This is a genomic window from Endobacterium panacihumi, assembly GCF_050847465.1.
GTDB classification, from domain to species: Bacteria; Pseudomonadota; Alphaproteobacteria; order Rhizobiales; family Rhizobiaceae; genus Neorhizobium; species Neorhizobium panacihumi.
Genome location: NZ_JBOZRA010000001.1, coordinates 987,055 through 1,000,354, shown reverse-complemented (window position 1 = coordinate 1,000,354; position 13,300 = coordinate 987,055). Strand labels below are relative to the sequence as shown.

Here is a 13,300-nt window from a genome sequence, read left to right as displayed (position 1 = left end):
ACCTTTCATGTACCGAGCCCTTCTCGCCCTGGCCCTGACCGCAATGCTGGCCACAGGCTGCACCTCGACTGCAGACCTTCTCGACGCGCCGTCGATCAAGGGTACGCGTTTCAAGGACAATGACCCGCAGGACTTTGGCCGCAATCATCCCGGCACGCACGCGGTGCACGGCATCGACCTGTCGAAATGGAACGGCACGGACATTGACTGGCAGGAAGTGAAAAAATCCGGCGTCGCCTTCGTGTTCATCAAGGGTACCGAAGGCAAGGACCGCATCGATTCCGCCTTCACAACCCACTGGCGTGGTGCGGCCGCAGCCGGCATTCCGCATTCGGCCTATCATTTTTATTATTTCTGCTCGACGCCGGAAGATCAGGCCGACTGGTTTATCCAGAACGTGCCGAAGGAAGCCAACATGCTGCCGCCGGTTCTGGACATGGAGTGGAACCACGCATCCCCCACCTGCAAGCTGAAGCCGGACACGGAAACCGTGCGCGATGTGATGCAACGCTTCATGGACCGCATCGAAGCCCATTACGGCGTGCGACCGATCATCTACACATCTGTGGATTTTCACAGAGACCGTCTGGTCGGCGCCTTCAGCAGCCATCATTTCTGGGTCCGCTCGGTGGCCGCCCATCCGGGCCAGATCTATGCCAACCGCAAATGGACATTCTGGCAATATACGGCGACCGGCATCATTCCCGGCATCAAGGGACCGACGGACATCAACGTGTTCTCCGGTTCGGAAAAGAGCTGGCGCCAGTGGGTTGCTTCCGCCAACAGGTAGAAGTTTCGCACTTTTGCTGCGCGACTTGCAGAAATGACAAGGAACTGATGTAAGACGGCCCTTACCGGGGCCGTTTCCTTGTTTAGGTCACATTGTTTGCGTCTCAACAGACGACGTTCCCGTATTCGCCCATAACAGGAAACCTTTCCATGTCCGTCGCCCGTCGCCTTGTGCTTGCCCTCACCCTGCCCGCCCTCCTTGCCACCACCACGCTGACGCAGGCCGCGTCGCTGGAACTTTCCGCAGGCAACGACACCAAGCCGGTCGCCTGCGGCGGTGAACTGCCGGCCTTCCTCGCCGGCGTGAAGCAGGAAGCCGTTGCCAAGGGTATTCCGGCCAGCGCCGTCGATACAGCCCTTGCCGGCGCGCAGATCGACCCGAAAGTGCTTTCGCGTGACCGAGCACAGGGTGTTTTCCGTCAGACCTTTCTCGAATTCTCGCAGCGCACGGTCAGTCAGGGACGTCTTGATATCGGCCGCCAGAAAATGAGCCAGATGAAGGACATCTTTGGCCGCGCCGAAAGCGAATATGGCGTACCCGCCGGTGTCATCACCGCCTTCTGGGCCATGGAAACCGATTTCGGCGCCGTGCAGGGCGATTTCAACACCCGCAACGCCCTCGTCACGCTGGCGCATGACTGCCGCCGCCCTCAACTCTTCCGCCCGCAGCTGATCGCCCTCATAGAGATGGTGCAGCACGGCGATCTCGATCCGGCAACCAACACGGGCGCATGGGCCGGTGAAATCGGCCAGGTGCAGATGCTGCCGAAGGACATCATCGCCCACGGCGTCGATGGCGACAATTCAGGCCATATCGACGTGAAGAAGTCGTCTGCCGATGCGGTCCTGACAGCTGCCGCCTTCATCAAGTCCCTCGGTTACCGCAAGGGCGAGCCGTGGATTCAGGAAGTACAGGTTCCGGACAACCTGCCCTGGGAAAAGACCGGCCTCGGCAACGAAATGCCCGCTTCGGAATGGTTCAAGCTCGGCGTCACCCCGCGTGACGGCGACACCAAGTTCGGCAATCTGCCGGCATCACTGATCATGCCGCAGGGCCGCAAGGGACCGGTCTTCCTGACCTATCCGAACTTCAACATCTATCTCGAATGGAACCAGTCGTTCATCTACACGACGTCTGCCGCCTATTTCGCCACCCGCCTGTCCGGCGCACCGACCTATGCCAAAGGCAATCCCGATCCGGCACTCGATGATGCCGCCATGAAGGACCTGCAGACCAAGCTGCAGGCACGCGGCCACGATGTCGGCAAGATCGACGGCATTCTCGGCTCCGGCACACGTACGGCCATCCAGAAGGAACAGCAGCGTCTTGGCCTTCCGGCAGACGGCTGGCCGACCCAGCAACTGGTTCAGGGCCTCTGAGCCGGAACTGACCAACCGTATTTTTACGTCCGCGCCGCCATCCGTCAAAAATCGGGTGGCGGCGTTTCTGTTGCAGGTCTATCCCTGATGACGACAGGGAGATTCTTAGGCCCATGACCGCCTCGACCATGACCAAACCCGGCGCGAGCGCCTGGGCACTTCTTTTCGTTCTCGGCCTTCTCTGGGGCGGCTCGTTCTTTTTCGCGCGCATAGCGGTGGCGGAAGTGCCGCCCTTCACCTTGGTCTTCTTCCGGCTGTTTCTCGCCGCGCTGGCGCTGCACATTTTTTTGCGCGGCCGTTTCGGCACCTATCCGCTGCTGAGAAAGCACTGGCGCTCCTTCGCCGTCCTCGGCCTCATCAACAACGCCATTCCGCACACGCTGATCTTTTTCGGCCAGACGGAGATCGGCGCCGGCCTTGCCGCCATCCTCAACGCCACCACGCCGATCTTCACCGTGCTGATCGCCAACCGTTTCACCGAAGACGAAAAGCTCTCGACCGCAAAGATCGTTGGCTGCCTGCTCGGGCTTGCCGGCACGATCGTGCTGATCGGACCCGGCGTCTTCACATCCACGGCCGCCCCGCTCTGGGCGCTGATCCTGCCCATTCTCGCCGCTCTCTCCTACGGCTTTGCCGGCACCTACGGAAAGCGCTTTCGCGGCCTGCCCGCGCCGGTCACGGCCGCCGGTCAGATGACGGCGTCATCGATCATAATGCTGCCGGTCATGCTGATCGCCGACCAGCCATGGACGCTCGCCTTTCCGTCCGCAACCGTCGTCGGTGCCATCCTTGCACTGGCGCTGCTCTCGACGGCGCTCGGTTATCTGATCTATTTCCGCATCCTTGCGCTTGCCGGCGCCACCTACACGTCTCTGGTAACACTGCTGGTGCCGCCGAGCGCCATCCTGCTCGGCGCTATCTTCCTGCATGAGCGGCTTGATGTCGCCGAAGTGGCCGGCATGGCGCTGATCGGATTGGGGCTTCTGGTGCTGAACAGCATGCTGAAAATACGCCGCTGATCGTCCGCTCGATTCGGATTTCCACAGGCCAATTGTGGCAAAGCATCACGGAACGTAACGCTTGTTAACAGGCCGAGCATTTAATTTAAGGGGTGGTTAAGCCTGTTTGTTAATGCGATTTATCCATTTAAATCAGCTAATTAACACAGGAAAAGCGGGACTTTGGCGCGGGTAACGCCGCATTGCAGCGTAAATTACTGTTTGCAATTGCGGTCAAACGCGCCACAATTAATCTGTCAACGCAAGGAGGCAGATATGGGACGCACTCATTCTCTCAATGTTCTGGTGGTTGGTGCAGCGTTCGTTTTCGTAGCCTCGATGCTTTTCATCTGAGTCCAGCCGCGCCCTTCAACCGGTCATTACAGCATCCATTGACCGTTTGATCTTCAATGCACTTACATTTGAAAAGGCCCATGATCCATTAGGACCATGGGCCTCTTTTTTGTGGTGATGGCTGCAGCCACTCAGGCGGCCGCTCCCTCCTTGACCGGCACCCGCTGGCGTCCGAGACGCTCCAGAACGGCATTGGTGAGCGCCGAGCGGTTCATCGTGTAGATGTGGAACTCGCCAAGCCCGCGACGGATCAGATCCTGGATCTGTTCAGCAGCAACATCGGCCGCGACCTCGGCGCGTGCCTCAGCGTCGTCATCGGTACCGGCAAAACGGCGATCGAGGAATTCCGGCACGGTGGAACCGCAACGACCGGCAAACCGCTTCAGCATGGTCAGGTTCTGGATCGGCATGATACCGGGCACGACCGGCAGGGTGATGCCCGCGGCCCTCACCTTGTCCATGTAGCGCTCGAACACGTCGTTATCGAAGAAGAACTGCGTCAGGGCGCGGTCGGCACCATTGTCCGCCTTGCGCTTCAGCATCTCGATATCGGCATTGGTATCGGCGCTCTCCGGATGCTTTTCCGGATAGGCCGATACAGAGATCTCGAAACCGCCGACATCCTTCAGCGCCTTAACCAGCTCAGCCGCATTGGCATAACCGTGCGGATGTGGCTGGTAGGCCGTTCCGATGCCGGCCGACGGATCACCGCGCAGCGCCACGATGTGGCGCACACCGGCGGCACGCAGTTCCTCGATGACGGCAAGCGTTTCCTCGCGCGCCGCATCGACGCAGGTCAGATGCGATGCGGTCGCCAGCGGCGTGTCCGACAGCAGGCGCTCGATCGTTGCCATGGTCGGTGCCTTGGTGGAACCGCCGGCCCCATAGGTCACCGACACGAATTCCGGGTCCCACTCCGTGAAGTCACTGACGGATTCCCACAGATGGGCCTCCATCTCCGGCGATTTCGGCGGAAAGAATTCGAAGGAAAGCCGGAAGGCGTGTCGACCCTTCTGTTCGGGGGCTTTCGTCTGCATGGGCGTCAAGTCTCCGATCTTATGCGATATGTTCCGGGCTCGCGGCCGGAACCTTGTCTTCGGCAATCAGCAGGCGACGATCGCGGGCAAGCCACACGGTCGCTGTCAAGGCTGCCTCGTTCTTTCGGTCCGCCGCAAGGTCAAGAACCTCCTCGACATCGAGGCCGGCCTTGTTCAGCCATTCAGCCACCGATTGGTGCGAAAAACCGAGGCGGACATGCGCGTGTTCGTCGCGCAGGTATTCAAGTTCATGCGGCGCCAGATCGACGATCAGCAGGCGCCCGCCGGGACGCAGCACACGCGCCGCTTCGCCAATCGCCAGTTCGGGCTGATCGAGGAAATGCAGAACCTGGTGAATGATCACCAGATCGAAATCCTGGCCTTCCAGCGGCAGGTTCAAAATATCACCATGACGCACCGATGCCTTGACGATGCCGGCCCTGTCGAGATTGGCACGTGCCACCGACAGCATGTCGCGGCTGGCATCGATGCCGACCGCGTGACGATAGCTGTTCTGCAGCACCTGCAGCATCAGGCCGGTGCCGGTGCCGAGGTCGAGCAGCGCATCGACCGGGTTGGGGCCAACCAGTCGCAGAACCGCGTCCTCGACAGCAGCATCGCTCACCAGAAGGCGGCGAAGCTCGTCCCATTCGGAAGCATTGCGGCTGAAATAGGCCTGCGCGCGATCGGACCGGGTTCGCTTGACGGCTGCCAGACGCTCGCCGTCGCGTGAGAGAACAGGGTCGGCACGGTCGGACACGGCGAGCAGCGTGCGAACTAGCGTTGCACCGTCACCCTCGTGGCGCAGGCGAAAATAGGCCCATGCACCTTCCTGATAGCGTTCGATCAGGTCTTCTTCGGCAAGCAGTTTCAGGTGGCGGGAAATGCGCGGCTGCGACTGTCCGAGGATTTCGGTCATATCGCTGACCGTCAGGTCACCGGAGGCCAGAAGCGCCAGCAGGCGAAAACGGGTCTGTTCGCCCGCCGCCTTCAGAACATCCACCAATGCGTCCAGCCCAAGGGCCATGTCTTTCACCAACTCTCAATCAAGATATAAAGATATCTTTATGTGAAGAGTCGTGTCGTTGCAAGTGGAAAGCTGTGAGTAACAGGCATGATTGGCAGAAATGAGAAAGGGCCGTCACCGGCCCCTTCCCTGTCATTGTCTGTCGCCGAGATTAGCGGGTCAGGCGCTTATAGGCCTGGCTGCCCGGGTTGAGCGCATCCGGGCCGAGTCGGCGGACCTTGTCCTGCTCGTAGTCTTCAAAGTTGCCTTCGAACCACTCAACATGGCCGTCACCTTCGAACGCAAGGATATGCGTCGCCAGACGGTCGAGGAACATGCGATCGTGGCTGATGATGATGGCGCAGCCGGCAAAAGCTTCGAGCGCGCTTTCGAGCGCACCCAGCGTTTCCGTATCGAGGTCGTTGGTCGGTTCGTCGAGGAGGAGAACGTTGCCGCCGGCCTTCAGCATCTTGGCAAGGTGAACGCGGTTACGCTGACCACCCGACAGATTGCCGACCTTCTGCTGCTGATCGCCGCCCTTGAAGTTGAAGGCGCCGCAATAGGCTCTGGAGTTCATGTCGAACTTGCCGAGCTTGATGACTTCGGCGCCACCGGAAATTTCTTCCCATACGGTCTTGTCGCCGTCGAGAGCATCGCGGCTCTGGTCGACGTAACCGAGATGCACGGTCTCACCGATGCGGACCGTGCCGGCATCCGGCTTTTCCTGGCCGGTGATCATTTTGAACAGCGTGGTCTTACCCGCACCGTTCGGACCGATGATGCCGACGATGCCACCCGGCGGCAGTTTGATCGACAGGTCGTTGATGAGCGTACGCCCCTCAAAACCCTTGTTGATGCCTTCCATCTCGATGACGACATTACCGAGACGCTCGGAGACCGGAATGATGATCTGCGCATCGCCGGGACGGATGCCCTCGGCTGCGTCCACCAGCTGTTCGTAGGCCTTGATACGGGCCTTCGACTTAGCCTGACGGGCTTTCGGGCTGGATGCGATCCATTCCTGTTCACGCGACAGCGCCTTCTGGCGGCCGGCTTCTTCGCGCGCTTCCTGCGTCATGCGCTTGGCCTTCGCCTGCAGGTAAGCGGAGTAGTTGCCTTCGTATGGAATGCCACGGCCGCGGTCGAGTTCGAGAATCCAGCCGGTGACGTTGTCGAGGAAGTAGCGATCGTGGGTGATCATCATCACGGCGCCCGGATAATCGCGCAGGTGTTTTTCGAGCCAGGCGATGGTTTCGGCGTCAAGATGGTTGGTCGGTTCGTCGAGCAGCAGCAGGTCCGGCTGCGAGAGCAGCAGGCGGCAGAGCGCGATACGGCGACGTTCACCACCCGAGAGAAGCGTAACGTCTGCGTCCTTCGGCGGGCAGCGCAGGGCTTCCATCGCCATTTCGACCTGCTGTTCCAGATCCCACAGGTTCTGGCTGTCGATGATGTCCTGGAGTTTCGCGCCTTCGTCGGCGGTCTCGTCGGAATAGTTCATCATCAGCTCGTTGTAGCGCTCGAGCACGGCGGTCTTGTCGGCAACGCCGACCATGACGTTCTCGAAAGCGGTCTTGGCCGGATCGAGATGCGGTTCCTGCTCGAGGTAACCAACGGTCGCGCCTTCGGCGAGCCAGGCTTCGCCGGTATATTCCTTGTCCTGGCCGGCAATGATGCGCAGCACGGTCGATTTACCGGCACCGTTCGGGCCGAGAATACCGATCTTGGCATCCGGGTAGAAGGACAGGTTGACGTTTTCGAGGATCTTCTTGGCGCCGTAGGACTTGTTCAGTCCCGACATGTGGTAGATGAACTGACGTGCCATCGGTAATACTGCTCCGGGGAAAAGGGATTTGCCCGCTATGTAGGCGAATTGCATGTCAGGGGCAATGCGGGAGGGGAAGAGAATGACTATGTTCGCACAGACACGATGGCTGGATACGCCTTCCGCAACGCATCTCGCCTTTCATCACGAACCGGCCAGACAGGCAGCCATCGGCATCCTGATCATCTGCCATGGACTTGCGGAACATTCGAAACGTTATCGTGCCTTTGCCGAGGCCATGGCCGCTGCCGGCTTCCATGTCTACGCTCACGATCATCGCGGACATGGTGAAACGACGGCCGACGGCGCACCGATTGGTCGCTTTGGCTGGAAAGACGGCGTCACGGCGGTCATTCGAGACGTCAAGGCCATGCGGGACATGGCAGCAATGGCCCATCCTCACCTTCCGGTCGTCCTGTTCGGCCACTCCATGGGCGGACTGATCGCGCTCAACGCCGCAGAAGATTTTCCGGACGGTTTCGATGCCTTGGCGATCTGGAACTCCAACCTCAATCCCGGCTTCGCCGGTCGTGCCGCACAACTGGTGCTGAAAACGGAACGGGCGCTGAAAGGCTCGGACGTGCCGAGCACGCTCCTGCCGAAACTCACGTTTGGCGCATGGAATAAATCCATCGGTGAAGGCCGCACCGATTTCGACTGGCTGAGCCGCGACCACGCTGCAGTCGATGCCTATGTCGCCGATCCGCTCTGCGGTTTCGATGCCAGCGTCTCCCTGTGGCTCGACATTTTCGAATTGACCTTTCGCGGCACGGAGAACGACCGTGTTTTGAGACTGCCACGATCCCTCCCCGTCCATCTGGTCGGCGGAGGCTGCGATCCGGCAACCAATAACGGCCAAGCGATCAAATGGCTGAGCCGGCGGATGCAGACGCTCGGCATGACCAACGTCACCTGCAATATCAACCGCGACATGCGCCACGAGACCATAAACGAAATCGGCGCCACCGAGGCCATTGCCGAATTTGCGGATTGGGCAAAACGCATCCTCCCGAAAGCCTCCAGCCGGTCCGACCCGGATTGGGAATGACCTCATGATTTTAAATCACGTGCCTGCCGAAAGCCTTGCCGTTATCAAGGCGTGAAGGAGAATTCCGCCACGCCCCGGCAGCGGAACCAACGGCATGACGGAGGAGCAGGCATGACGGACACGCAGACAAAAAAGCCACCGCTTTCCGGTATCCGTGTCCTCGAACTTGCCCGCGTCCTCGCGGGCCCATGGGCGGGCCAAATGCTGGCCGATATGGGCGCCGATGTCATCAAGGTGGAAAACCCGGAGGGTGGGGATGACACCCGCACCTGGGGGCCGCCCTTCGTCGAAAGCGTTTCGGGTGAAAACCTGTCGGCCGCCTATTACCATTCCACCAATCGCGGCAAACGTTCGATCGCCATCGACCTCAAGACCGAGGAAGGTCAGGCGACCGTCCGCGAACTGGCGGCCCGCGCCGATGTGCTGATCGAGAATTTCAAACGGGGCGGCCTCGAAAAATACGGGCTCGATTACGACAGCCTGAAAAAGATCAATCCCAAACTGGTCTACTGCTCTATCACCGGCTTCGGTCAGGACGGACCTTATGCCGATCTCGCCGGTTACGATTACATCGTGCAGGGCATGTCCGGTTTCATGTCGGTCACCGGAGCGCCGGACGGCGAACCGATGAAGGCCGGCGTCGCCATCGCCGACATTTTTACCGGCATCTATGCCGTCACCGCCATTCAGGCAGCCCTCATCCATGTGATGAAGACCGGCGAAGGCCAGATGGTGGATATGGCGCTTCTCGATGTGCAGGCCGGCATCCTCGCCAACCAGAACATGAACTATCTGGTTTCCGGCACCGCCCCTTCCCGGCTCGGCAATGCCCATCCCAATATCAGCCCCTATGAAGTGGTCCCGACGGCCGATGGTCATATCATTCTCGCCATCGGCAATGACGGCCAGTTCCGCCGCCTGACAAAAATTCTCGGCATCGAGGCCATGGCCGACGATCCGCTGTTTGCCACCAACAAGGCGCGTGTCGCCAGCCGTGCCGGCGTGCGCGGCATGGTCACAGTGGAGACGGCCAAGTGGCAGAAGGCCGATCTTCTGGAGGCATGCGGAAAGAACGCCGTGCCGGCTGGACCGATCAATTCCATCGCCGAAATGTTCGACGACCCGCAGGTGATCGCGCGCAAACTGCGCATTGATCTGGAGGCAGAGGACGGTACTGTCATACCCGGCGTGCGCAGCCCGATCGTGCTGTCGGAAACGCCGCTCACCTATCATCGCCCGAGCCCGGCGCTTGGCGAACACACGGACGAAATTCTGGCGGGGCTGAAAGAGCCCGCGCCAAAAACATCGAAAGGACGGATGTGATGAAGACCGGCGGCCAGCTCATCGTCGAGGCCTTGAAGGCAAACGGCGTCAAACGCGTGTCTTGCGTTCCGGGCGAAAGCTACCTCGCCGTGCTCGACGCGCTTCACGACAGCGATATCGACGTTCTCGTCTGCCGCCAGGAGGGTGGCGCCGCGATGATGGCCGATTGCTGGGGGCGGCTGACCGGCGAGCCGGGCATCTGCATGGTCACGCGCGGCCCCGGCGCTACCAATGCTTCGGCCGGCCTGCATGTCGCCAAGCAGGATTCGATCCCGATGATCCTGTTCGTCGGCCAGATCGGTCGCGACATGAAGGAGCGCGAGGCGTTTCAGGAGGTCGAATATCGCCGCGCCTTTACCGAATTCGCCAAATGGGTGGGCGAGATCGACGATGCCCACCGCATTCCGGAATTCGTCACCCGCGCCTTCGCCGTCGCCACATCCGGCCGCCCCGGCCCGGTCGTACTGACCCTGCCGGAAGACATGCTGGTGGAAGAAGTGGAAACCGTTACGGCAAAACCTTACACCCCGGTCGAAAGCCATCCCGGCGCATCGCAGATCGCCACTTTCGCCTCGGTTCTCTCCAAGGCCAAACGGCCGATGTTCATTCTCGGCGGCACCCGATGGAGCGAACAGGCGGTTGCCGACTTCCAAGAATTTGCCGAAAAATTCAAGGTGCCGGTCGGCTGCTCCTTCCGCCGCCAGATGCTGTTCGATCACACGCATCCGAACTATGCCGGCGATGTAGGCATCGGCATCAACCCGGCGCTGTCCAAGGAGATCAAGGAATCCGACCTTTTGGTTCTTCTCGGCGGCCGCCTCTCGGAAATGCCGTCCTCGGGTTACACGCTGGTCGACATCCCCTACCCGGCGCAGGCTTTTGTGCATGTCTACCCCGACCCGGAAGAGCTGGGCCGGGTCTATCGGCCGGACCTTGCGATCTGCGCCGCCCCTGCCGAATTCGTTTCGGCGTTGAAGGATTTGCCCGCGCCGAAAAATCCGGTCTGGGCCGATCGGACGGCCGAGATGCATGCGGCCTATGAAAAATGGTCGACACCACCAAAGACTGGCCCCGGCGACGTGCAGATGGGCCCGATCATGGAATGGATCGAAGCCAACACCCCGAAGGATGCGATCTTCACCAATGGCGCCGGCAATTACGCCACATGGCTGCACCGCTTCCACCGTTTCCAGCGGTTCAACACGCAGGCGGCCCCCACATCCGGCTCGATGGGCTACGGCCTTCCCGCAGCCGTTGCCGCCAAGCAGTTGTTTCCGCAGCGTGAAGTCGTGTGTTTTGCCGGCGATGGCTGCTTTCTGATGCACGGGCAGGAATTCATCACTGCCGTGCGTTACGACCTGCCGATCATCACCGTTCTGGTCAATAACGGCATCTACGGCACGATCCGCATGCATCAGGAACGCGAATATCCCGGCCGTGTCAGCGCCACTGATCTGATGAACCCGGATTTCGTCGCCTATGCTGAGGCTTTTGGTGGCCATGGCGAACTGGTGGAAAAAACCGAGGATTTCGGCCCTGCCTATGAGCGGGCACGCGCAAGCGGCAAGCCGTCGATCATCGAGGTGCGGCTCGATCCCGAAGCCATCACGCCGGCGAAAACGCTGACACAGATCCGCGACAAGGTCTGAACAACAGTTCAAACGAAAAAGGCCGGGGCATCGCATGACGCCCCGGCCTTTTCATTGAACAGTATAAAAAATCAGATCGCCGCTGTGACGATGAATTCGACCTTGTACTTCGGAGCAGCCAGCTTGGCTTCGCTGGTGGCGCGGGCCGGTGTGTTGGCCGGATCGACCCAGGCTTCCCAGGCAGCGTTCATTTCGGCGAAATAGGAAATGTCGGAAATGTAGATCAGCGTCTGCAGGATCTTCGACTTGTCGGTACCAGCAGCAGCCAACAGACGATCGACTTCGCCCAGCGCGTCCTTGCACTGTTCGGTAACGGTATCACCTTCACCGACCTGGCCGGCCAAGTAAACGGTGTTGCCATGGATGACTGCGCCGCTCATGCGGGCGCCGGAATCGATGCGCTTGATGGTCATGGGAAAGCTCCTCGAGAAAAATGCGAGCGTGGAGAAGCCGGCACCGAACAGGGTACCGGAGGCGAAAATCAGCCGCGGAAACGCTGGCTTTGTTCGTAGATGGCGGTCGAGCGGGCGCCCGAGCGGCAATAACCGAGCATCGGCTTGGGCAGGTCTTCCAGGGCATCCACCATTTCGGTCACGCCTTCGGGCGTCAGGCCCATGCGGCCGACCGGAATATGGCGGATCTGCAGACCCAGTTCCTGCGCACGAGCGGCAATCTCGGCAAAGCTCGGCTGACCTGGCTCTTCTTCATCAGGACGGTTGCAGACGATCGACTTGAACCCTTGCGCCTTGACCTGATCGACGTCTTCGACCGTGATCTGGCCGCTGACCGAATATTCGTCGTTGATCGGGCGGATATCCATGCGTGACCCTCCGGTAATGTCTTTGTGGGCATCACTTAGCGTGATGCGGCGCGGAGCGTCAATGCAAGCCGCACCAATGTTTTAGACAAATGCAAAGCGCAGCGCATAGTCGGTGCTTTCGCCCGGCTGCACCATCACGAGTTCCCCGGCCTTAGCCAACTCGGCACGCTCCGCCAGGCGATGCGACACCGGCTCGATGCCGAGCACATGTGCCGGCGCTTTCTGGTTTCGCCACATCTGCAGGTACGGCAGCGTGTCCGTCTTGAACCGGACGTGCAGCACACGACCATCGAGCGCAGCGATGGGCCCGAGCGACATCTGCGCCCATTCCTCGCCATCTTCCGCTGCCGGCACGCAAAAAACGCTGCCCGGATCTTCGCCAAAATTCCACGGCAAGGCACCGTCCTCAAACATACGTCCGGACAGTTTCACACCGTCGTCAAACAGCCATGCACCAAGGTTCATGTGATACATGTGAACGCGCGCAAACGGCGTCGAACCGGTATTGGTCACGCGGTCTCTGAGCGAAACCTCACCCGTCTGCCCATCGATACGCCAATGCCGCTCCAAGACGGCTGAACCGCCGTCCGCCAGCGTCACGGACACCTTGGCATGGCATTCGGCGTCCTCGCCCTGCGCATCCCAGAACAGGATGTCCGCAGGATGCGCCGAGAACGATCCATGCAGCGGATATCTTTTGCCGTCAGCACGGCCATCGATCACGTCGGGATGGCGGATGTGGTCCGGCCCACAGGTAAACAGGAACCCTTCGAGAGAATGATCGATTCGCGGATCGCCATCATCGGGAATGGCGCGGCCTGGCGCCACGTCCACATCGCCGACGATACAGGAACCGATATCGAGAACCGATGTCGGATCAAGCAACAGTTTTGGTCCCACTCCAGTGGCAAATGCCTTCATTTCATGCCCTCCCCGAGATTATTGTTATTGGTAAACGAACAAACACGTTAATTTTAACGCCGCTTTCACCAGGAGTTCATTTTTTCCACACTAGAGTCGCAATTAATTAGTCTGGACAATGAAGACCAATGTTGGAACGAGACGCCACCCTTG

12 protein-coding genes are annotated in these 13,300 nt (G+C 60.1%); 6 read left to right on the top strand and 6 right to left on the bottom strand.

All coding sequences use genetic code 11. The annotated features are described in order from the left end of the window. Window positions 1–7 precede the first annotated feature (7 nt). From ACRQ1B_RS04950 to ACRQ1B_RS04940, 3 genes are all read left to right on the top strand, one after another. Window positions 8–790: a glycoside hydrolase family 25 protein gene (locus ACRQ1B_RS04950; RefSeq protein WP_432292540.1), complete on the top strand. Its 783-nt coding sequence runs from the start codon at window positions 8–10 to the stop codon at window positions 788–790. Window positions 791–939: 149 nt separating this feature from the next. Further along, complete coding sequence (locus ACRQ1B_RS04945) at window positions 940–2,169, top strand: lytic murein transglycosylase (protein WP_432292539.1); 1,230 nt, start codon at window positions 940–942, stop codon at window positions 2,167–2,169. A 113-nt stretch (window positions 2,170–2,282) separates the two neighbouring features. After that, the gene (locus ACRQ1B_RS04940; protein WP_432292538.1) at window positions 2,283–3,188 is read left to right on the top strand and encodes a DMT family transporter; all 906 of its coding nucleotides are present in this window, start codon (window positions 2,283–2,285) and stop codon (window positions 3,186–3,188) included. Window positions 3,189–3,652: 464 nt separating this feature from the next. On the opposite strand, the gene metF is transcribed toward ACRQ1B_RS04940, so the two are convergent. The 3 genes from metF to ettA all read right to left on the bottom strand — a co-directional run bounded on the left by metF (window position 3,653) and on the right by ettA (window position 7,386). After that, window positions 3,653–4,558: a methylenetetrahydrofolate reductase [NAD(P)H] gene (gene metF / locus ACRQ1B_RS04935; protein WP_432292537.1), complete on the bottom strand. Its 906-nt coding sequence runs from the start codon at window positions 4,556–4,558 to the stop codon at window positions 3,653–3,655. Window positions 4,559–4,577: 19 nt separating this feature from the next. Then, complete coding sequence (locus ACRQ1B_RS04930; RefSeq protein WP_432292536.1) at window positions 4,578–5,585, bottom strand: ArsR/SmtB family transcription factor; 1,008 nt, start codon at window positions 5,583–5,585, stop codon at window positions 4,578–4,580. Between the two features lie 151 nt (window positions 5,586–5,736). Further along, window positions 5,737–7,386 (bottom strand): energy-dependent translational throttle protein EttA, encoded by a 1,650-nt coding sequence (gene ettA, locus ACRQ1B_RS04925; protein WP_432292535.1) that lies wholly within the window; start codon window positions 7,384–7,386, stop codon window positions 5,737–5,739. Window positions 7,387–7,474: 88 nt separating this feature from the next. On the opposite strand from ettA, the gene ACRQ1B_RS04920 reads away from it, so the two are divergent. The 3 genes from ACRQ1B_RS04920 (at window position 7,475) to ACRQ1B_RS04910 (ending at window position 11,406) form a co-directional block, all read left to right on the top strand. Further along, the gene (locus tag ACRQ1B_RS04920; protein ID WP_432293814.1) at window positions 7,475–8,434 is read left to right on the top strand and encodes an alpha/beta fold hydrolase; all 960 of its coding nucleotides are present in this window, start codon (window positions 7,475–7,477) and stop codon (window positions 8,432–8,434) included. A 111-nt stretch (window positions 8,435–8,545) separates the two neighbouring features. Next, window positions 8,546–9,757: a succinate--glutarate CoA-transferase gene (gene caiB, locus ACRQ1B_RS04915; protein WP_432292534.1), complete on the top strand. Its 1,212-nt coding sequence runs from the start codon at window positions 8,546–8,548 to the stop codon at window positions 9,755–9,757. Then, window positions 9,757–11,406: a thiamine pyrophosphate-binding protein gene (locus ACRQ1B_RS04910; RefSeq protein WP_432292533.1), complete on the top strand. Its 1,650-nt coding sequence runs from the start codon at window positions 9,757–9,759 to the stop codon at window positions 11,404–11,406. Before caiB ends, ACRQ1B_RS04910 begins: the two co-directional genes overlap by 1 nt. Window positions 11,407–11,477: 71 nt before the next feature. Here ACRQ1B_RS04910 and ACRQ1B_RS04905 read toward each other — a convergent pair whose 3' ends face one another. The 3 genes from ACRQ1B_RS04905 to ACRQ1B_RS04895 all read right to left on the bottom strand — a co-directional run bounded on the left by ACRQ1B_RS04905 (window position 11,478) and on the right by ACRQ1B_RS04895 (window position 13,147). Further along, window positions 11,478–11,819 (bottom strand): RidA family protein, encoded by a 342-nt coding sequence (locus tag ACRQ1B_RS04905; RefSeq protein WP_432292532.1) that lies wholly within the window; start codon window positions 11,817–11,819, stop codon window positions 11,478–11,480. A gap of 68 nt (window positions 11,820–11,887) precedes the next feature. After that, entirely contained in the window at window positions 11,888–12,226 is a 339-nt protein-coding gene (locus ACRQ1B_RS04900; RefSeq protein WP_432292531.1) for a protein tyrosine phosphatase family protein, read from the bottom strand. A gap of 81 nt (window positions 12,227–12,307) precedes the next feature. Further along, on the bottom strand, window positions 12,308–13,147 hold the full coding sequence (locus tag ACRQ1B_RS04895) for a DUF4432 family protein (RefSeq protein WP_432292530.1): 840 nt from the start codon (window positions 13,145–13,147) through the stop codon (window positions 12,308–12,310). Between the last annotated feature and the right edge of the window lie 153 nt (window positions 13,148–13,300).